General features: G+C 57.5%; 12 protein-coding genes, 2 tRNA genes and 3 rRNA genes. 9 read left to right on the top strand and 8 right to left on the bottom strand.

Annotated features, from left to right (window positions below; all coding sequences use genetic code 11):
* Nucleotides 1-153: 153 nt before the first annotated feature.
* The 7 genes from rrf to KHO07_RS25460 all read right to left on the bottom strand — a co-directional run bounded on the left by rrf (nucleotide 154) and on the right by KHO07_RS25460 (nucleotide 8,866).
* Nucleotides 154-269: ribosomal RNA gene (gene rrf, locus KHO07_RS25430) — 5S ribosomal RNA — on the bottom strand.
* A 154-nt stretch (nucleotides 270-423) separates the two neighbouring features.
* Nucleotides 424-3,315, bottom strand: a 23S ribosomal RNA gene (locus tag KHO07_RS25435).
* A gap of 240 nt (nucleotides 3,316-3,555) precedes the next feature.
* Nucleotides 3,556-3,631 (bottom strand) — tRNA-Ala (locus tag KHO07_RS25440).
* A gap of 10 nt (nucleotides 3,632-3,641) precedes the next feature.
* Nucleotides 3,642-3,718 (bottom strand) — tRNA-Ile (locus KHO07_RS25445).
* 122 nt (nucleotides 3,719-3,840) lie between these two features.
* A 16S ribosomal RNA gene (locus KHO07_RS25450) occupies nucleotides 3,841-5,377 on the bottom strand.
* The 16S, 23S and 5S rRNA genes sit together here with 2 tRNA genes alongside, the layout of an rRNA operon.
* Nucleotides 5,378-5,948: 571 nt before the next feature.
* On the bottom strand, nucleotides 5,949-7,442 hold the full coding sequence (locus KHO07_RS25455; protein WP_212625849.1) for a CoA-acylating methylmalonate-semialdehyde dehydrogenase: 1,494 nt from the start codon (nucleotides 7,440-7,442) through the stop codon (nucleotides 5,949-5,951).
* A gap of 74 nt (nucleotides 7,443-7,516) precedes the next feature.
* A complete protein-coding gene (locus KHO07_RS25460; RefSeq protein WP_075947886.1) occupies nucleotides 7,517-8,866 on the bottom strand; it encodes an aspartate aminotransferase family protein in 1,350 nt (449 codons plus the stop codon).
* Between the two features lie 125 nt (nucleotides 8,867-8,991).
* On the opposite strand from KHO07_RS25460, the gene KHO07_RS25465 reads away from it, so the two are divergent.
* The 8 genes from KHO07_RS25465 to KHO07_RS25500 all read left to right on the top strand — a co-directional run bounded on the left by KHO07_RS25465 (nucleotide 8,992) and on the right by KHO07_RS25500 (nucleotide 17,774).
* Nucleotides 8,992-9,912 (top strand): LysR family transcriptional regulator, encoded by a 921-nt coding sequence (locus KHO07_RS25465; RefSeq protein WP_150735655.1) that lies wholly within the window; start codon nucleotides 8,992-8,994, stop codon nucleotides 9,910-9,912.
* 108 nt (nucleotides 9,913-10,020) lie between these two features.
* Nucleotides 10,021-10,671, top strand: coding sequence for a TetR/AcrR family transcriptional regulator (locus KHO07_RS25470; protein WP_150705229.1), 651 nt, complete (start codon nucleotides 10,021-10,023; stop codon nucleotides 10,669-10,671).
* Between the two features lie 7 nt (nucleotides 10,672-10,678).
* Nucleotides 10,679-11,260, top strand: a complete 582-nt coding sequence (locus KHO07_RS25475) for a YigZ family protein (RefSeq protein WP_150735656.1) — start codon at nucleotides 10,679-10,681, stop codon at nucleotides 11,258-11,260.
* Nucleotides 11,261-11,818: 558 nt separating this feature from the next.
* Nucleotides 11,819-13,384, top strand: a complete 1,566-nt coding sequence (locus KHO07_RS25480; protein WP_212625850.1) for an ABC transporter ATP-binding protein — start codon at nucleotides 11,819-11,821, stop codon at nucleotides 13,382-13,384.
* An 11-nt stretch (nucleotides 13,385-13,395) separates the two neighbouring features.
* Nucleotides 13,396-14,502 carry an ABC transporter permease gene (locus KHO07_RS25485; RefSeq protein WP_150735658.1) on the top strand — a complete coding sequence of 369 codons (1,107 nt, stop codon included), beginning with the start codon at nucleotides 13,396-13,398 and terminating at the stop codon, nucleotides 14,500-14,502.
* A complete protein-coding gene (locus KHO07_RS25490) occupies nucleotides 14,502-15,428 on the top strand; it encodes an ABC transporter permease (RefSeq protein ID WP_075947880.1) in 927 nt (308 codons plus the stop codon). Before KHO07_RS25485 ends, KHO07_RS25490 begins: the two co-directional genes overlap by 1 nt.
* A 104-nt stretch (nucleotides 15,429-15,532) precedes the next feature.
* Nucleotides 15,533-16,222, top strand: a complete 690-nt coding sequence (locus KHO07_RS25495) for an SDR family oxidoreductase (RefSeq protein ID WP_212625851.1) — start codon at nucleotides 15,533-15,535, stop codon at nucleotides 16,220-16,222.
* Between the two features lie 193 nt (nucleotides 16,223-16,415).
* Entirely contained in the window at nucleotides 16,416-17,774 is a 1,359-nt protein-coding gene (locus tag KHO07_RS25500) for an 8-oxoguanine deaminase (protein WP_212625852.1), read from the top strand.
* 121 nt (nucleotides 17,775-17,895) lie between these two features.
* On the opposite strand, the gene KHO07_RS25505 is transcribed toward KHO07_RS25500, so the two are convergent.
* Nucleotides 17,896-18,987 (bottom strand): calcium:proton antiporter, encoded by a 1,092-nt coding sequence (locus KHO07_RS25505; RefSeq protein ID WP_150735661.1) that lies wholly within the window; start codon nucleotides 18,985-18,987, stop codon nucleotides 17,896-17,898.
* Between the two features lie 286 nt (nucleotides 18,988-19,273).
* Between KHO07_RS25505 and KHO07_RS25510 the strand changes: the two genes are divergently transcribed.
* On the top strand, nucleotides 19,274-20,356 hold the full coding sequence (locus KHO07_RS25510) for a BMP family ABC transporter substrate-binding protein (RefSeq protein WP_212625853.1): 1,083 nt from the start codon (nucleotides 19,274-19,276) through the stop codon (nucleotides 20,354-20,356).
* The last annotated feature ends 16 nt before the right edge of the window (nucleotides 20,357-20,372 follow it).

Here is a 20,372-nt window from a genome sequence, read left to right on the forward strand (position 1 = left end):
AACGGCTTCCTTGGAAAATACAAACGCTAGGGCCGAACCTTAGCATTGTCGGGAGATGCTGACAGCGAGGAGCTGTCCGACTTTTCTGTACGAACTTTCCTGCGGGCAAAACAAAACCCCAACTGCTTTCGCAATTGGGGTTTCGGAATTTAATCTTGACGATGACCTACTCTCACATGGGGAAACCCCACACTACCATCGGCGATGCATCGTTTCACTGCTGAGTTCGGGATGGGATCAGGTGGTTCCAATGCTCTATGGTCGTCAAGAAATTCGGTGTGCCGACTCGTCTTTCGACGCTTCAGCAAATTGGGTATGCGATAGATTTTGCGGTTTTGTGAACGGTACGAACTTTCGGTTCATTGCGTCTTCACACACCGCAATCTGATGCTCTTTCGAGTAATCAAATTGCTTGGGTGTTATATGGTCAAGCCTCACGGGCAATTAGTATTGGTTAGCTCAACGCCTCACAGCGCTTACACACCCAACCTATCAACGTCGTAGTCTTCGACGGCCCTTCAGGGGACTCAAGGTCCCAGTGAGATCTCATCTTGAGGCTAGTTTCCCGCTTAGATGCTTTCAGCGGTTATCTATTCCGAACATAGCTACCCGGCAATGCCACTGGCGTGACAACCGGAACACCAGAGGTTCGTCCACTCCGGTCCTCTCGTACTAGGAGCAGCCCCTCTCAAATCTCAAACGTCCACGGCAGATAGGGACCGAACTGTCTCACGACGTTCTAAACCCAGCTCGCGTACCACTTTAAATGGCGAACAGCCATACCCTTGGGACCGGCTTCAGCCCCAGGATGTGATGAGCCGACATCGAGGTGCCAAACACCGCCGTCGATATGAACTCTTGGGCGGTATCAGCCTGTTATCCCCGGAGTACCTTTTATCCGTTGAGCGATGGCCCTTCCATACAGAACCACCGGATCACTAAGACCTACTTTCGTACCTGCTCGACGTGTCTGTCTCGCAGTCAAGCGCGCTTTTGCCTTTATACTCTACGACCGATTTCCGACCGGTCTGAGCGCACCTTCGTACTCCTCCGTTACTCTTTAGGAGGAGACCGCCCCAGTCAAACTACCCACCATACACTGTCCTCGATCCGGATAACGGACCTGAGTTAGAACCTCAAAGTTGCCAGGGTGGTATTTCAAGGATGGCTCCACGCGAACTGGCGTCCACGCTTCAAAGCCTCCCACCTATCCTACACAAGCAAATTCAAAGTCCAGTGCAAAGCTATAGTAAAGGTTCACGGGGTCTTTCCGTCTAGCCGCGGATACACTGCATCTTCACAGCGATTTCAATTTCACTGAGTCTCGGGTGGAGACAGCGCCGCCATCGTTACGCCATTCGTGCAGGTCGGAACTTACCCGACAAGGAATTTCGCTACCTTAGGACCGTTATAGTTACGGCCGCCGTTTACCGGGGCTTCGATCAAGAGCTTCGCGTTAGCTAACCCCATCAATTAACCTTCCGGCACCGGGCAGGCGTCACACCCTATACGTCCACTTTCGTGTTTGCAGAGTGCTGTGTTTTTAATAAACAGTCGCAGCGGCCTGGTATCTTCGACCGGCGTGGGCTTACGGAGCAAGTCCTTCACCCTCACCGGCGCACCTTCTCCCGAAGTTACGGTGCCATTTTGCCTAGTTCCTTCACCCGAGTTCTCTCAAGCGCCTTGGTATTCTCTACCCAACCACCTGTGTCGGTTTGGGGTACGGTTCCTGGTTACCTGAAGCTTAGAAGCTTTTCTTGGAAGCATGGCATCAACCACTTCGTGTTCTAAAAGAACACTCGTCATCAGCTCTCGGCCTTAGAATCCCGGATTTACCTAAGATTCCAGCCTACCACCTTAAACTTGGACAACCAACGCCAAGCTGGCCTAGCCTTCTCCGTCCCTCCATCGCAATAACCAGAAGTACAGGAATATTAACCTGTTTTCCATCGACTACGCTTTTCAGCCTCGCCTTAGGGACCGACTAACCCTGCGTCGATTAACGTTGCGCAGGAAACCTTGGTCTTTCGGCGTGGGTGTTTTTCACACCCATTGTCGTTACTCATGTCAGCATTCGCACTTCTGATACCTCCAGCAAGCTTCTCAACTCACCTTCACAGGCTTACAGAACGCTCCTCTACCGCATCACCTAAGTGATACCCGTAGCTTCGGTGTATGGTTTGAGCCCCGTTACATCTTCCGCGCAGGCCGACTCGACTAGTGAGCTATTACGCTTTCTTTAAAGGGTGGCTGCTTCTAAGCCAACCTCCTAGCTGTCTAAGCCTTCCCACATCGTTTCCCACTTAACCATAACTTTGGGACCTTAGCTGACGGTCTGGGTTGTTTCCCTTTTCACGACGGACGTTAGCACCCGCCGTGTGTCTCCCATGCTCGGCACTTGTAGGTATTCGGAGTTTGCATCGGTTTGGTAAGTCGGGATGACCCCCTAGCCGAAACAGTGCTCTACCCCCTACAGTGATACATGAGGCGCTACCTAAATAGCTTTCGAGGAGAACCAGCTATCTCCGAGCTTGATTAGCCTTTCACTCCGATCCACAGGTCATCCGCTAACTTTTCAACGGTAGTCGGTTCGGTCCTCCAGTCAGTGTTACCTAACCTTCAACCTGCCCATGGATAGATCGCCCGGTTTCGGGTCTATTCCCAGCGACTAGACGCCCTATTAAGACTCGCTTTCGCTACGCCTCCCCTATTCGGTTAAGCTCGCCACTGAAAATAAGTCGCTGACCCATTATACAAAAGGTACGCAGTCACAGAACAAAGTCTGCTCCCACTGCTTGTACGCATACGGTTTCAGGATCTATTTCACTCCCCTCTCCGGGGTTCTTTTCGCCTTTCCCTCACGGTACTAGTTCACTATCGGTCAGTCAGTAGTATTTAGCCTTGGAGGATGGTCCCCCCATATTCAGACAAAGTTTCTCGTGCTCCGTCCTACTCGATTTCATGACCAAGAGATTTTCGCGTACAGGGCTATCACCCACTATGGCCGCACTTTCCAGAGCGTTCCGCTAATCTCAAAGCCACTTAAGGGCTAGTCCCCGTTCGCTCGCCACTACTAAGGGAATCTCGGTTGATTTCTTTTCCTCAGGGTACTTAGATGTTTCAGTTCCCCTGGTTCGCCTCTTGCACCTATGTATTCAGTACAAGATAACCATCTTATGATGGCTGGGTTCCCCCATTCAGACATCTCCGGATCAAAGTCTGTTTGCCGACTCCCCGAAGCTTTTCGCAGGCTACCACGTCTTTCATCGCCTCTGACTGCCAAGGCATCCACCGTATGCGCTTCTTCACTTGACCATATAACCCCAAGCAATCTGGTTATACTGTGAAGACGACATTCGCCGAAAATTCGAATTTCTCAACTAAGAGAACTCACAAATTTTACCTTAGCCTGATCCGTTACCAGTGAAAGTAACGTTCAGTCTATCTTTCTATCACATACCCAAATTTTTAAAGAACGATCTAATCAAAAGACTAGAAATCAATATTCATCAGTGAATATTCATTTCTAAACTCTCAAACTTTCGAAGCAGTTTATGGTGGAGCCAAGCGGGATCGAACCGCTGACCTCCTGCGTGCAAGGCAGGCGCTCTCCCAGCTGAGCTATGGCCCCATAACAAAATTGGTGGGTCTGGGCAGATTCGAACTGCCGACCTCACCCTTATCAGGGGTGCGCTCTAACCAACTGAGCTACAGACCCAATTTCGAGCTTGTAACTGTTAGCTCAGAGCTATCAGCTTGGAGCTTAAAGCTGCTTCTATCGTCTTCTTCAATGAATCAAGCAATTCGTGTGGGAGCTCATGGAGCAGCTGAGTCGTCGATTAAGGAGGTGATCCAGCCGCAGGTTCCCCTACGGCTACCTTGTTACGACTTCACCCCAGTCATGAATCACACCGTGGTAACCGTCCTCCCGAAGGTTAGACTAGCTACTTCTGGTGCAACCCACTCCCATGGTGTGACGGGCGGTGTGTACAAGGCCCGGGAACGTATTCACCGCGACATTCTGATTCGCGATTACTAGCGATTCCGACTTCACGCAGTCGAGTTGCAGACTGCGATCCGGACTACGATCGGTTTTATGGGATTAGCTCCACCTCGCGGCTTGGCAACCCTCTGTACCGACCATTGTAGCACGTGTGTAGCCCAGGCCGTAAGGGCCATGATGACTTGACGTCATCCCCACCTTCCTCCGGTTTGTCACCGGCAGTCTCCTTAGAGTGCCCACCATTACGTGCTGGTAACTAAGGACAAGGGTTGCGCTCGTTACGGGACTTAACCCAACATCTCACGACACGAGCTGACGACAGCCATGCAGCACCTGTCTCAATGTTCCCGAAGGCACCAATCCATCTCTGGAAAGTTCATTGGATGTCAAGGCCTGGTAAGGTTCTTCGCGTTGCTTCGAATTAAACCACATGCTCCACCGCTTGTGCGGGCCCCCGTCAATTCATTTGAGTTTTAACCTTGCGGCCGTACTCCCCAGGCGGTCAACTTAATGCGTTAGCTGCGCCACTAAGAGCTCAAGGCTCCCAACGGCTAGTTGACATCGTTTACGGCGTGGACTACCAGGGTATCTAATCCTGTTTGCTCCCCACGCTTTCGCACCTCAGTGTCAGTATCAGTCCAGGTGGTCGCCTTCGCCACTGGTGTTCCTTCCTATATCTACGCATTTCACCGCTACACAGGAAATTCCACCACCCTCTACCATACTCTAGCTTGTCAGTTTTGAATGCAGTTCCCAGGTTGAGCCCGGGGATTTCACATCCAACTTAACAAACCACCTACGCGCGCTTTACGCCCAGTAATTCCGATTAACGCTTGCACCCTCTGTATTACCGCGGCTGCTGGCACAGAGTTAGCCGGTGCTTATTCTGTCGGTAACGTCAAAACAGCAAAGTATTAATTTACTGCCCTTCCTCCCAACTTAAAGTGCTTTACAATCCGAAGACCTTCTTCACACACGCGGCATGGCTGGATCAGGCTTTCGCCCATTGTCCAATATTCCCCACTGCTGCCTCCCGTAGGAGTCTGGACCGTGTCTCAGTTCCAGTGTGACTGATCATCCTCTCAGACCAGTTACGGATCGTCGCCTTGGTGAGCCATTACCTCACCAACTAGCTAATCCGACCTAGGCTCATCTGATAGCGCAAGGCCCGAAGGTCCCCTGCTTTCTCCCGTAGGACGTATGCGGTATTAGCGTTCCTTTCGAAACGTTGTCCCCCACTACCAGGCAGATTCCTAGGCATTACTCACCCGTCCGCCGCTGAATTCAGGAGCAAGCTCCTGTCATCCGCTCGACTTGCATGTGTTAGGCCTGCCGCCAGCGTTCAATCTGAGCCATGATCAAACTCTTCAGTTCAAACATCTTTGGGTTTTGAGAAAACCCTAAACTTGGCTCAGCAATCGTTGGTTACATCTTTGATTTCTCGCGGAGTAACTTGTGATGCTGATAATCTGTTGACTAGCAGTCCGACTCCACAAGCACCCACACGAATTGCTTGATTCAGTTGTTAAAGAGCGGTTGGTTAAGATCTTTCGTCTCAACCGAGGCGCGCATTCTACAGCAGCCTCATTTGCTGTCAAGTGGTTATTTTCAGAAGTTTTCAAGGATTTCCTTAACAACTTCAACCACTTGCGCTTTCGATCTCTCGTCAGCGGGAGGCGAATTCTACAGCGTTACACGCTGCTGTCAACACCTCTTTTTCAACTTCCTTCTGGCTTCGATGACCTGAAGCAACTTGCTGCCGAAAACTTCGTAACTCGTTGTTTACCAAGGAGTTTTCCGTTTCGACTGCACCGGAAGTGGGGCGAATTATAGACACCTGAGATTTGCCGTCAACAGCTATTTTCACAAAACTGTCATATAAGTCAAAAAACCCCCAAAAACAGAAAGGCCGACCCCTTGGGTCGGCCTTCTTATGCCCTTCTACTTACAAGCTAGGGAAAGCGAACTGCGAGGCTTCGTGGCTCGCACGCTGGGGCCAGCGTTGAGTGATCGCTTTGCGGCGAGTGTAGAAACGCACGCCATCCGGGCCGTAGGCATGCAGATCGCCGAATAGCGAACGCTTCCAGCCGCCAAAGCTGTGGTAAGCCACCGGCACCGGCAAAGGTACGTTCACACCGACCATGCCCACTTCGATCTCGTCGCAGAACAACCGAGCCGCTTCACCGTCACGAGTGAAGATGCAGGTGCCGTTGCCGTATTCATGATCGTTGATCAACTGCATGGCCTCTTCCAGGCTGTTGACCCGGACAACGCACAGCACTGGCCCGAAGATCTCTTCTTTATAGATACGCATCTGCGGTGTGACATTGTCGAACAGGCAGCCACCCAGGAAGAAGCCTTCTTCATGACCGGCTACGGTCAGACCACGACCATCCACCACCAACTTGGCGCCAGCAGCTACGCCGTCCTCTACATAACCGCTGACCTTGTCACGGGCCTGACCGGTAACCAGAGGGCCCATGTCCAGACCACAGCTGGTGCCGGCTCCGATTTTCAATGCCTTGATTTGCGGAACCAGTTTGGCCACCAGTGCATCGGCCACCTGATCACCCACGCACACGGCCACCGAGATCGCCATGCAGCGTTCACCGCAAGAACCGTAAGCCGCGCCCATCAGTGCGCTGACGGCGTTGTCCAGATCCGCGTCCGGCATCAGCACCGCATGGTTCTTCGCACCGCCCAAAGCCTGTACGCGTTTGCCGCGCTTGGTGCCTTCGGAATAGATGTACTCGGCAATCGGCGTCGACCCCACGAAACTCAGCGCTTTGACTTCCGGCGCTTCGATCAATGCATCCACCGCCGTCTTGTCACCGTGCACCACGCTCAGCACACCTTTCGGCAGGCCAGCTTCGAGCAGCAACTGGGCGATCAGCAGCGTCGAACTCGGGTCACGCTCGGAAGGCTTGAGGATGAAGCAGTTACCGCAGACGATCGCCAACGGGTACATCCACAGCGGCACCATTGCCGGGAAGTTGAACGGCGTGATACCGGCAACGACGCCCAGCGGCTGGAAATCAGACCAGGCGTCGATGTTCGGACCGACGTTACGGCTGTACTCACCCTTGAGGATTTCCGGTGCAGCGCAAGCGAACTCGACGTTCTCAATGCCGCGCTTCAATTCACCGGCAGCATCTTCCAGGGTCTTGCCGTGCTCTTCGCTGATTAATTGCGAGATGCGTGCTTCGTTCTGTTCCAGCAGTTGCTTGAAGCGGAACATCACTTGGGCACGCTTGGCCGGCGGCGTGTTGCGCCAGGCCGGGAATGCAACCTTGGCGGCGTCGATGGCGCTCTGGATGGTTTCGCGGGTCGCCAGTGGCAGCTTGTGGATTGCCTGACCGGTGGACGGGTTGAACACATCAACCGCGCGACCGTTCTCGGTCACCAGTTCGCCATTGATCAAATGCGGAATAACGCTCATGGAAGCTCCTGAAAAGTTGTCCACAGGCGCGCGTTTCCGAGCGCCCGTTGTTTATAGGTATATAGAAGGAGAAATCAGTCGATCTTGCTCAGCACTTCGCCGACCGCATCGAACAGGCGATCCAGGTCTTGCGGCTTGCTGTTGAAGGTTGGGCCGAACTGCAGGGTGTCGCCGCCGAAGCGTACGTAGAACCCGGCTTTCCACAGCGCCATGCCGGCTTCGAACGGACGCACGATAGCGTCGCCATCACGCGGGGCGATCTGGATCGCACCGGCCAGGCCAAAGTTACGGATGTCGATGATGTTCTTGGTGCCCTTCAGGCCATGCAGCGCATTTTCGAAATGCGGTGCGACTTCAGCCACGCTCTGTACCAGATTTTCCTTTTGCAGCAGATCGAGCGCTGCCAGGCCCGCGGCGCAAGCCACCGGGTGTGCGGAATAGGTGTAGCCGTGCGGGAACTCGACGGCGTACTCAGGCGTCGCCTGGTTCATGAAGGTCTGGTAGATCTCGGAGCTGGCAATCACGGCGCCCATCGGGATTGCACCGTTGGTGACTTGCTTGGCGATGCACATCAGGTCCGGGGTCACGCCGAAGGTGGTGGCGCCGAACATGGTGCCGGTACGGCCGAAACCGGTGATTACTTCGTCGAACACCAGCAGGATGTTGTGCTGATCGCAGATTTCGCGCAGACGCTTGAGGTAACCCTGAGGTGGAACCAGCACACCGGCGGACCCCGCCATTGGTTCAACGAATACCGCGGCGATGTTCGAAGCGTCGTGCAGTTCGATCAGCTTCAGCAGTTCGTCAGCCAAGGCGATACCGCCCTGTTCCGGCATGCCACGGGAGTAAGCGTTGCTTGCCAGCAGTGTGTGCGGCAGGTGATCGACATCCATCATCGCCTGACCGAACAGTTTACGGTTGCCGTTCACGCCACCGAGGCTGGTGCCGGCGATGTTCACGCCGTGGTAGCCACGGGCACGGCCGATCATTTTGGTCTTGGTCGACTGGCCTTTCAGGCGCCAGTAAGCACGAACCATCTTCACGGCAGTGTCGGCGCACTCGGAGCCCGAGTCGGTGAAGAACACGTGGTTCAGGTTGCCCGGAGTCAGGTCGGTGATTTTTTCAGCCAGCTGGAACGACAGAGGATGGCCGTACTGGAAGCCTGGCGAGTAATCGAGGGTGCCCAGTTGCTTGGCCACCGCCTCCTGGATTTCCTTGCGGGTGTGCCCGGCGCCGCAGGTCCACAGACCGGACAGCGAGTCATAAACTTTGCGGCCCTTATCGTCGATCAACCAGCTGCCTTCAGCACCGACAATCAGGCGCGGGTCGCGCTGGAAGTTGCGGTTGGCGGTGTAAGGCATCCAGTGAGCATCGAGCTTGAGCTGGCTGGCCAGAGAAGTCGGTGCGTTTTCGGGCAAGTTCATGAGCGAAACCTCGCAAGGGCGATAAGCGGCGTAGGGATAAAAACCGTTCTTGCAGCTAAATTGCCACGGAGATAAAGTCGGTGAAATCCAACTTTTCTAACCTTTAGTCAGGCCACCACTAAACTATGTCCAGCCGCCGTCCCGATCCTCTGGCGCAAGTCAGCGACTTTGATATTCGCTTGTTGCGGATCTTTCGCAGCGTCGTTGAATGCGGTGGCTTCTCCGCGGCGGAAACCGTGCTCGGCATCGGCCGCTCGGCCATCAGCCAGCAGATGAGCGATCTGGAGCAGCGCCTGGGATTGCGCCTTTGCCAGCGCGGGCGTGCCGGTTTCTCCCTGACGGAGGAAGGTCGCGAGGTGTATCAATCAGCGCTGCAGTTACTGAGCGCACTGGAAAGTTTCCGCACTGAGGTCAACGGCCTGCATCAGCATTTGCGCGGCGAGTTGACCATTGGCCTGACTGATAACCTGGTCACCCTGCCCCACATGCGCATCACACATGCCTTGGCGCAATTAAAGGAACGCGGGCCCGACGTGCAAATCCAGATTCGAATGATCGCGCCCAACGAAGTGGAACAAGGCGTGCTCGACGGGCGTCTGCATGTCGGCGTGGTGCCCCAGGCCAGTGCGCTGTCCGGGCTGGAATATCAACCGCTGTATAGCGAGCGGTCGTTGTTGTATTGCGCGGTCGGTCACCCGCTTTTTTATGTCGATGACAAGCAACTGGACGACGAGCGCCTGAACAGTCAGGACGCCATTGCCCCGACCTTCCGTCTGCCCGCGGAGATCCAGGCCCATTACCAGGCACTCAATTGCACCGCCAGCGCGTCGGACCGCGAAGGCATGGCGTTCCTGATTTTGACCGGGCGCTATATCGGTTATTTGCCGGACCATTACGCCAGTCTATGGGTGCAACAGGGTCGCTTGCGCGCGTTGAAATCAACAACGCGCTTCTACGACCTGAGCCTTGCCTCGGTTACCCGCAAGGGCCGTCGCCCACACCTGGTGCTGGAAAGCTTCCTCGAAAGCCTGGCTGCCACGCGCTGAAAACACACCCTGCAGGAGCCGGCTTGCTGGCTCCTGCAGGGTTGTGGTGCTTTCGGATTTAGGCTATCAACGCACTGGATGCCCCCACCCACTTGTCCGGAAGTGCCTATGACCTTTGAAGTCCCAGCTCACGGCGGAAAACCCGCCAGCCGCATTCGTCAGAAGAACGAAGAGACCATTATCAAAGCCGCCGAAGACGAGTTCGCCCGTCACGGTTTCAAGGGCACCAGCATGAACACCATCGCCTTGAATGCAGGATTGCCCAAAGCCAACCTGCATTACTACTTCACTAACAAACTCGGTTTGTACGTGGCGGTGCTGAGCAACATCATCGAATTGTGGGACAGCACCTTCAACACCTTGACCGCCGAAGATGATCCGGCCGAAGCACTGACCCGCTACATCCGCGCCAAAATGGAATTTTCCCGACGCCAGCCGCAAGCCTCGCGCATCTTCGCCATGGAAGTCATCAGCGGCGGCGAATGCCTGACCGAGTATTTCAACCAGGACTATCGCACTTGGTTCCAAGGCCGGGCCGCCGTTTTTCAAGCGTGGATCGACGCTGGCAAAATGGACCCGGTCGACCCCGTACATCTGATCTTCCTGCTGTGGGGCAGCACTCAACACTACGCCGACTTCGCCACGCAGATCTGCCGAGTCAGCGGTCGTACCAAGTTGACCAAGCAGGACATGGAAGACGCCGGGAACAACCTGATCCGCATCATTCTCAAAGGCTGCGGCCTGACGCCAACTCTCTAAGACGACTATGCCTTTTACCCTCAGCGACTTTTGCGAATACCGCGAAGAGATTCGCAAAAGCCGCTTCATCACCTATGCCGCGCCGATCAGTAGCCCTGCCGAAGCGCAGGCATTCATCGAACAGCACAGCGACCTGAATGCCACGCACAATTGCTGGGCGTGGAAGCTCGGCGACCAATACCGCAGCACCGACGACGGCGAACCTGGGGGCACCGCTGGCCGGCCGATCCTGGCGGCAATTGATGCGCAGGATTGCGATCAGGTCGTGGTGCTGGTGATTCGCTGGTATGGCGGCATTCAACTCGGCACCGGCGGACTGGCCCGGGCATATGGCGGTGGCGCCAACAAATGTCTGCAAGCGGCGCCGAAGGTGGAACTGATCAGCCGTGTGCCGTTGCGGTGTGCCTGTGCGTTTAGTGAATTGGCGCTAGTGAAACTGCGAGTCGCGGAAAACGGCGGACTGGTTGTGCAAGAAGATTTCACGGCCAATGGCGTGGAATTGCAGTTGGCGGTGGGTGCCGGGCAGATCGAAACCTTGCAATCGCAGCTGGCAGACTTGAGCCGTGGGCGCATTTTGTTGCAGCGCTAGAAGATCAAAAGATCGCAGCCTGCAAGGGTGCGATCTTTTGGGGCACGACGTTTTTTCACTCATTCCACATTTGCCCACATCTGCTGTGCACCCGGCTGTGGATAACCTGAGCACATACTGCTGTAACCCTTCTGTCATGCGGCTTTGCGGGCTTTGCTCATTTTTCGTCCAATCCGCTGTCAAAAATTCAAAATCGAAGTAAAAACAATCAGTTAGAGCGGTTTAGTACCTTTAGAAGAAAGCCGCGCAGTGCTTATGCCCGAGTTTTGAGCTTGCGCACAAATACTGTGGAGCAATCTGTGGATAACCCGTTCATGGCTGACGCGGCCCCATATCCGGCATGGCTTGCAGCTTGCTGCTCATTTTTTAACCAAAACCGAACGCGCAAAACCGGAGCCAGATCAACGGCTTTGCCCCCAAGTGGTGCCGTGTTTTGGATCGTGCGCGGCCGAGTCCCGGATTCAACGCTCCGGTTGGTGCGGCGCGGAGGATTTCCTGACCTACTGGCCAGAAAATTGCTTTATCCACAGGCATAACTCCAATCGAACCGAGCCTGTCATGACCCACCCCGCGCCCATTGTCGATGCAACACCTCGCCTGCAGTTGCGCAGAATCAGCAAGCGCTACCCCGGTTGCCTGGCCAACGACGCCATCGACCTGAGCATTGCACCCGGTGAAATCCACGCCCTGCTCGGTGAAAACGGTGCGGGCAAAAGTACGTTGATGAAGATTATCTACGGCGTTACCCAAGCCGATTCGGGTGAAGTGATCTGGCAAGGGCAGCGTGTGAACATGCGCAACCCCGCCCAGGCTCGCGGCCTGGGAATCGGCATGGTGTTCCAGCATTTCTCGCTATTCGAAACACTTACCGTGGCGCAGAACATTGCCCTGGCGATGGGTGCGGCGGCGGGCACACCGAAACAGCTGGAGCCGAAGATTCGTGAAGTGTCGCAGCGCTATGGCATGGCGCTGGAGCCCGAGCGACTTGTCCACAGCCTGTCGATCGGCGAACGGCAACGGGTGGAGATCGTCCGCTGCCTGATGCAGGACATCCGCCTGCTGATTCTTGACGAGCCGACGTCGGTGCTGACCCCGCAAGAGGCCGATGAACTGTTCGTCACCTTGCGCCGGCTCGCTGCCGAGGGCTGCAGCATTTTATTCATCAGCCACAAACTCGGTGAAGTCCGTGCGCTGTGCCATAGCGCCACGGTGCTCCGGTCTGGACGAGTGGCCGGGCATTGCGTACCGGCCGAGTGTACGGATCAGCAACTGGCGCAATTAATGGTCGGTGAAGCGGCGGCGTTGATCACTGATTATCCAAAAGTGACGGGCACCGACGTTTGGCTGAATGTGCAGGGCTTGTCCTGGCATAACCCGGATCCCTTCGGCTGTTCGCTCAAGGGTATCGACCTCCAAGTGCGCAGCGGTGAAATCGTCGGCATCGCCGGGGTCGCCGGCAATGGCCAGGACGAGTTGCTGGCCTTGCTCAGCGGTGAACAACGGCTGCCCCGCGTCGACAGCGCGAGGATCAGCTTCAACCTCGAACCGGTTGCACATTTGCGCCCCGACGCACGCCGCCAGCGCGGGCTGGCGTTCGTCCCTGCCGATCGGCTGGGGCATGGTGCCGTGCCGGAATTGAGCCTGGCGGACAACGCACTGCTCACTGCTTTCCAGCAAGGCCTGGTGAGCAACGGCCTGATCCAGCGCGGCAAAGTCCAGGCGCTGGCCAACACCATCATCGAACGCTTCGGGGTCAAGACACCGGACGCTCAAGCACCGGCCCGCAGCCTGTCCGGTGGCAACTTGCAGAAATTCATCCTCGGTCGGGAAATCCTCCAGCAACCCAAATTATTGGTGGCCGCGCACCCGACCTGGGGCGTGGACGTTGGGGCCGCCGCGACGATCCACCGGGCCCTGATTGCCTTGCGAGAGGCGGGAGCGGCGATCCTGGTGATCTCTGAAGACCTCGACGAACTGTTCCAGATCAGCGACCGCCTCGGCGCCTTGTGCAGCGGACGAATGTCGCCACTCCAGGCCACCGTCGATACCCGCCTGACCGATGTCGGAGGCTGGATGGCCGGCCAGCTCGATACCCCTCAATCCCTTGTACCCGCCACGCTTTAACGGAGTGTCACATGCTGCTTTCTCTTGAACCCCGTGGCCAGCAATCGCGCGTGATGTTGTGGTGCTCGCCACTGCTGGCGGCGGTCCTGACGCTGGGCTGTGGCTCGTTGCTGTTTCTTGCCTTGGGACATGACCCCTTGCTGACCTTGCATACCCTGCTGATCGCGCCGGTCAGTGACCTGTATGGCGTCTGCGAGTTGCTGGTCAAGGCACTGCCAATTCTGCTGTGCGCACTGGGCCTGGCAGTCGCATACCGGGCGCGCATCTGGAACATCGGCGCCGAAGGTCAGCTGTTGCTCGGTGCGTTGGCCGGCAGTGCGCTGGCGGTGAATATCATCGACATGCAAAGCCGCTGGGCACTGGCGTTGATCCTGCTCGCCGGCATTCTGGCCGGCGCGGCATGGGCCGGGCTGACGGCCTGGCTGCGAACGCACTTCAACGCCAATGAAATCCTGACCAGCATCATGCTCAACTACATTGCCCTGAACCTGTTGTTGTATTGCGTTCACGGGCCGCTGAAAGACCCCGAAGGGTTCAACTTTCCGCAATCGGCGATGTTCGGTGATGCCAGCCGGTTGCCGCTGCTGACGGAAGATGGCCGGTTGCACGCCGGGGTGTATTTCGCCCTGCTCGCGTTGGTGGCGGTGTGGGTGTTGTTGCAGAAGAGCTTTGTCGGCTTTCAGATCAAAGTGCTCGGGCTGGACAAGCGCGCGGCTGGTTTCGTGGGCTTTCGCGAGAAACGCCTGATCTGGCTGGCGCTGTTGATCAGCGGTGGCCTGGCGGGCCTGGCGGGGGTTTGCGAAGTCACCGGCCCCATTGGCCAATTGGTCCCTCAAGTGTCTCCGGGGTACGGCTATGCGGCGATCACCGTGGCCTTTCTCGGCCGGCTCAATCCCGTCGGCATCCTGCTTTCCAGCCTGTTGATGGCGCTGCTGTACATCGGTGGCGAGAGTGCACAAATGAGCCTGAATCTGCCGCAGGCAATCACCCAACTGTTCCAGGGGATGATGCTGTTTTTCCTGCTGGCCAGCGATGTGCTGATTCTCTATCGACCGCGTTTGAACCTGCGCTGGACACGCCGCGCACCCGCCACCGCCGTACACGCAGGAGCGCTGTGATGGATATCGATTTGCTGAGCAATATTTTCTACGCCATGGTGCGCTGCGGTACGCCGTTGTTGCTGGTGGCACTGGGCGAACTGGTTTGCGAAAAAAGCGGCGTACTGAATCTGGGTCAGGAAGGCATGATGCTGTTCGGTGCGGTGATCGGGTTTATTGTCGCCTTCAACAGCGGCAACCTGTGGCTGGGTGTGGTACTGGCGATGCTCGCCGGGATGTTGTTGTCATCACTGTTTGCGCTGGTTGCGCTGGTGTTCAACGCCAATCAAGTGGCCACCGGCCTGGCCCTGACGATTTTCGGCGTGGGTCTTTCAACCTTTGTCGGTGCGGCGTGGGTGGGCAAGCCGCTGACGGGATTCGAGCCGCTGGCGATTCCGTACTTGAGTGAAATTCCGCTGATCGGGCGGATGCTGTTTGCCCAGGATCTGCTGGTGTACCTGTCGTTCGCGCTGTTTGCGATGGTGGCCTGGGTAGTTCTGAAAAGCCGCATCGGCCTGATCATTCAAGCCGTCGGGGAAAGCCCGGATGCCGCGAGTGCCATGGGCTTGCCGGTGTTGCGCGTGCGCACGTTGGCGGTGTTGTTCGGGGGCGCCATGGCCGGGTTGGCCGGGGCTTATTTGTCCCTTGCCTACACGCCAATGTGGGCAGAGAACATGAGTGCAGGCCGCGGCTGGATTGCGCTGGCGCTGGTGGTGTTTGCCAGCTGGCGGGTGTGGCGCCTGCTGCTCGGCGCGTATCTGTTCGGTCTCGCCAGCATCCTGCACCTGGTGGCACAGGGGTTGGGGCTGGCGATTCCTTCGAGTCTGTTGGCGATGCTGCCGTATGTGGCCACGATTGTGGTGCTGGTGTTGCTGTCCCGGGATGCGCTGCGTACGCGGCTGTATGCGCCGGTGTCGTTGGGGCAGCCATGGCAGGCCGGGCATTAGTCGCCACAAACAGACAACAACGGGCTCGACGCCCGACATCAAGCGATGCAGCATAGGCCTCGTCAACGTTCTCCACTGAACCTCTTTTACCAAGGAAGCCACTCATGTCTACGGCAAAAACCGCACTCATCATCGGCGCCTCCCGCGGCTTGGGCCTCGGCCTGGTGAAGACCCTTCTGGCCGATGGCTGGCAAGTCACCGCCACCGTGCGCAACCCGCAGAACGCCGATGCGCTGAAGGCGCTGGGCAAGGTGCGGATCGAGAAACTCGACATGGACGATCAGCAAGCGGTCATCGCCTTGAGCCAGCAACTCAAGGGCGAGGTGTTCGACCTGCTGTTCGTCAACGCCGGGGTCAAAGGCCCTGAAGTGCAGACACCCAACGGTGGCGCGACCCTGGCCGAAGTCGGGCAACTGTTCTTCACCAACGCGGTGGCGCCAATTAACCTGGCCCAGCGTTTTGTCGGGCAAATCCGCCCGGGCACAGGTGTACTGGCATTCATGAGTTCGGTGCTGGGCAGCGTGACCATGCCGGATGCGCCGGAACTGGCGTTGTACAAGGCGAGCAAGGCTGCACTGAACTCCATGACCAACAGCTTCGTCACGCAATTGGGCGAACAGACTTTGACCGTGCTGTCGCTGCACCCGGGCTGGGTGAAAACCGACATGGGCGGTGAAGGCGCGGACATTGATGTCGAGACCAGCACGCGCGGCTTGGTGGATCAGGTGAACGCGTATGTCGGCAAGGGTGGGCATCACTTCATCAACTACCGGGGCGAAACCATTCCCTGGTAAACACCGCCAACCTTTGCAGGAGCGAGCTTGCTCGCTCCTGCAAAGGTTTTGTGTTGTCCGGTCGGGACGGGCTTGCCCGCACGGGCGTTTTGATCGAAACTCCGCACCTCGCCTCCCCGGCGACCCTGGATCAGCAGACAGGGCAACACTGAGCTGGCAACCCTGAACCCAACTTTCAGAGGAGCCGGCCAACATGCCTGCGACCCGCACCTGGTTAAAAAATCCCCTCGCCATTTTCACCTCCAACGAGCTCGATGCCCGTGGCGGCCTTGTGCTGCAAGACGGGGTAATCGTCGAAGTGCTCGGCCTCGGCCAACAACCGTCCGCGCCGTGCAATGAAGTGTTCGATGCCCGCGAGCACGTGATCCTCCCAGGCCTGATCAACACCCATCACCACTTCTATCAAACCTTGACCCGCGCCTGGGCGCCGGTGGTCAACCAGCCGTTGTTCCCGTGGCTGAAAACCCTGTATCCGGTGTGGGCTCGACTGACTCCGGAAAAACTCGCCCTCGCCACCAAAGTCGCGCTGGCCGAGTTGCTATTGTCCGGCTGCACCACCGCGGCCGATCACCATTACCTGTTCCCCGAAGGCCTGGAAAACGCGATTGACGTGCAAGTCGAAAGCGTTCGCGAATTGGGCATGCGGGCGATGCTGACGCGCGGTTCCATGAGCCTCGGCGAAAAGGACGGCGGCCTGCCGCCGCAGCAGACCGTACAGGAAGGCCAAGTGATCCTCGACGACAGTCAGCGCCTGATCGCCGAGTACCACGAGCGCGGCGACGGTGCGCAAATCCAGATTGCCCTGGCGCCTTGCTCGCCGTTCTCGGTGACCCCGGAAATCATGTCCGCGAGCGCCGAACTGGCGAACAAACTGGACGTCCGCCTGCACACCCACCTGGCCGAAACCCTCGACGAAGAAGACTTCTGCCTGCAACGCTTCGGCCTGCGCACCGTGGATTATCTGGACAGCGTCGGCTGGCTCGGCCCGCGTACCTGGCTGGCCCACGGCATCCATTTCAACCCGGACGAAATCGCTCGCCTGGGCGCCGCCCGCACCGGTATTTGCCACTGCCCGAGCTCGAACATGCGCCTGGCTTCCGGCATTTGCCCGAGCATCGACCTGACTGACGCCGGCGCCTTGCTCGGCTTGGGCGTGGACGGTTCGGCGTCCAACGACGCCTCGAACATGATGCTTGAAGCGCGCCAGGCGCTGTACATCCAGCGCTTGCGTTACGGTGCGGAAAAGATCACCCCGGAGCGTGTATTGGGTTGGGCAACCAAAGGTTCGGCCGGCCTGCTGGGCCGTACCGATATCGGCGAACTTGCGCCGGGCAAGCAAGCTGACCTGGCGCTGTTCAAGCTCGATGAACTGCGGTTCTCCGGCAGTCATGACCCGGTCTCGGCATTGCTGCTGTGCGGCGCTGACCGTGCGGATCGGGTAATGATTGGCGGCAAGTGGCGAGTGATCGACGGGCAGGTCGAAGGGCTGGACCTGAAGGGGTTGATTGCCGATCACAGCCAGGCGGCTCGGCAGTTGATTGCCGGGACCTGATCCGACCACCGTCCCTGTGGGAGCGGGCTTGCCCGCGATAGCGGACTGTCAGCCGACAGAAATGTTGAATGTGACGGCCTCATCGCGGGCAAGCCCGCTCCCACAAGGGATTTGTGGAGATTCAAAGTCCGAGCAGCGACAACATGATAAACGTCGCAAACAGCACAAAGTGAGTCATGCCTTCGATGGCATTGGTTTCGCCATCGTTGAGGTTGATCGCGCTGACGATCAGCGTGAGGAAGATCATCACAGTCTGTACCGGAGTCATGGCCATCTGGAACGGCTGGCCGGTGTAGAGCGCCATGGCTTCCATCACCGGCACCGTCAGAATCACCGTCGACAGCGATGCGCCCATGGCGATGTTGACCACCGACTGCATGCGGTTGGCCAGTGCCGCGCGCAATGCGGTCAGAATCTCCGGCGCCGCCGAAATCGCCGCCACCAGAATGGCCGTGATCACCGGCGGCGCTCCGGTTCCCTCCAGGCCCAGATCAAGGGTCTTGGACATCACTTCGGCCAACGCGCCAATCACCACCACACCAAACACCAGCAGGCCGATCGACAGCGTCAGATTGACCGGCGTCGGTTCCTCGTCCAGAGGCGTTTTCTTGCGGCGTTTGTCCGGGTAGCTGTAACTGAAAAAATAACTGTGCGGCCCGACCTGCATTCGCAGGAACAACGTGTAGAGCACCACCATCGCGCCGATGGTGAATGCTGAATACAGTTTCCAGTTAGCCTCGGGAATGAACTCCGGCACCACCATGGAAACGCCCATGGCGGTGAGGATCATCACGCTGTAGCTGCGTGCCGAGTCGTCGTTGTACGACTGTTCGCCATGCTTGAGCCCACCCATCAACGCCGCCAGGCCGAGGATCCCGTTGATGTCGAGCATCACCGCCGAGTAAATCGTGTCGCGCACCAACGTCGCAGAGGCTTCGTTGCTCATCATGATCGCCAGGATCACCACTTCCACCAGCACGGCGGCCAGGGTCAGGATCATGGTGCCGTAGGGATCGCCGACTTTTTCGGCGAGCAGTTCCGCCTGATGGGCGACACGCATGGACGCGGCGACGATGAATGCGATCAGCACCAGCCCGGCCGTCAACGCGACGACCTGCCCGCTGTGCAGCAGCCAGTGCTCCAGCGAGAAGGCGACGATAGCGGCGATCAGGGCCAGCAGCAGAAAGGTTTCTTGCTTGATAACGGTGAGCATGTCGGGCCTTTTGCCGTGGGGAGCGGATGAGGTACTGACTGCGAGGCGGCGCTAACGTTTCGTTACACCTTAGCGCACCAACAGCATGCAGCCGGTTTGGCAGGTGCCCTTTTATCGGCCTTACCGACGCCATCGCTGGCAAGCCGGCGCCTACAGAATTCGCGCAACGTCTGTAGGCGCTGGCTTGCCAGCGATGGCCTCACTCCGATGACAAATCGTTTGTTGTCTTGTTGGTCAGCAATTTGCATTGCCTCTGCCCACACACAACAAAATGGAGTTCGAATTCATGCACAAACGTCCGTTGAAGAAGCTGCTTTGCGCCGTTGTCGCGGCCATCGGTCTTGGCGCCAGCCTGTCCGCCAGTGCTGCCGATCCGCTGAAAGTCGGCTTCGTCTATATCGGTCCGATCGGTGACCACGGCTGGACGTATCAGCATGAACAGGGGCGCAAGGCACTGGCGGAAAAACTCGGCTCGAAGATCACCACCAACTACGTGGAAAACGTCGCTGAAGGTGCCGACGCCGAGCGGGTGATCCGCAACATGGCCAAGGACAAGTACGACCTGATTTTCACCACGTCTTTCGGCTACATGAACCCGACACTGAAAGTCGCCAAGCAGTTTCCCAACGTGATTTTCGAACACGCCACCGGCTACAAGCAGGACAAGAATCTGGGCACCTACCTGGCGCGCACTTATGAAGGTCGCTACGTTGGCGGTTTCCTCGCGGCGAAGATGACCAAGACCAAGAAAATCGGCTACGTCGCTTCGTTCCCGATCCCGGAAGTGATCCGCGACATCAACGCCATTCAACTGGCCTTGAACAAGTACAACCCCGGCACCGAGATCAAGGTGGTGTGGGTCAACTCGTGGTTCGATCCGGGCAAAGAGGCGGATGCCGCCAACGCGCTGATCGACCAGGGCGTGGACGTGGTATTCCAGCACACCGACAGCCCGGCGCCGATCCAGGCTGCCGAGCGTCGCGGCGTGTATGCCGTGGGCTACGCTTCGGACATGGCGCACTTCGGGCCGAAAGCGGTGCTGACGTCCATCGTCAACGATTGGGCTCCGCACTACATTCAGGCGACCCAAAGCGTGATCGACCGCACCTGGAAGTCCCAGGATTATTGGGGCGGTTTGAAGGAAGGCACGGTTGAACTGCCAATCAGCGACCTGGTGCCGGCCGCGGTGAAATCCGAAGCCGAGCAGATCATCGCCGACATCAAGAGCGGTGCGCTGCATCCGTTCACCGGGCCGATCAAGGATCAGGCCGGGGTCGAGAAAATCCCCGCCGGTGTGAGCGCGACCAATCCGGAACTGGCCTCGATGAACTATTACGTGGAAGGCATGAAGGCCGAAATGCCGAAGTAAAACACCGCACCCTGCA

It is taken from the genome of Pseudomonas sp. PP3 (assembly GCF_905336995.1).
In the GTDB taxonomy this organism is placed as follows: Bacteria; Pseudomonadota; Gammaproteobacteria; order Pseudomonadales; family Pseudomonadaceae; genus Aquipseudomonas; species Aquipseudomonas reinekei.

Bases quoted from the DNA above. Each gene is read 5' to 3' on its own strand.
- KHO07_RS25480 (WP_212625850.1), top strand. From the start codon at position 11,819: ATGACCCACCCCGCGCCCATTGTCGATGCAACACCTCGCCTGCAGTTG.
- KHO07_RS25505 (WP_150735661.1), bottom strand. From the start codon at position 18,987: ATGCTCACCGTTATCAAGCAAGAAACCTTTCTGCTGCTGGCCCTGATC.
- KHO07_RS25465 (WP_150735655.1), top strand. From the start codon at position 8,992: ATGTCCAGCCGCCGTCCCGATCCTCTGGCGCAAGTCAGCGACTTTGAT.
- KHO07_RS25495 (WP_212625851.1), top strand. From the start codon at position 15,533: ATGTCTACGGCAAAAACCGCACTCATCATCGGCGCCTCCCGCGGCTTG.
- KHO07_RS25490 (WP_075947880.1), top strand. From the start codon at position 14,502: ATGGATATCGATTTGCTGAGCAATATTTTCTACGCCATGGTGCGCTGC.
- KHO07_RS25460 (WP_075947886.1), bottom strand. From the start codon at position 8,866: ATGAACTTGCCCGAAAACGCACCGACTTCTCTGGCCAGCCAGCTCAAG.
- KHO07_RS25510 (WP_212625853.1), top strand. From the start codon at position 19,274: ATGCACAAACGTCCGTTGAAGAAGCTGCTTTGCGCCGTTGTCGCGGCC.
- KHO07_RS25500 (WP_212625852.1), top strand. From the start codon at position 16,416: ATGCCTGCGACCCGCACCTGGTTAAAAAATCCCCTCGCCATTTTCACC.
- KHO07_RS25470 (WP_150705229.1), top strand. From the start codon at position 10,021: ATGACCTTTGAAGTCCCAGCTCACGGCGGAAAACCCGCCAGCCGCATT.
- KHO07_RS25455 (WP_212625849.1), bottom strand. From the start codon at position 7,442: ATGAGCGTTATTCCGCATTTGATCAATGGCGAACTGGTGACCGAGAAC.
- KHO07_RS25485 (WP_150735658.1), top strand. From the start codon at position 13,396: ATGCTGCTTTCTCTTGAACCCCGTGGCCAGCAATCGCGCGTGATGTTG.
- KHO07_RS25475 (WP_150735656.1), top strand. From the start codon at position 10,679: ATGCCTTTTACCCTCAGCGACTTTTGCGAATACCGCGAAGAGATTCGC.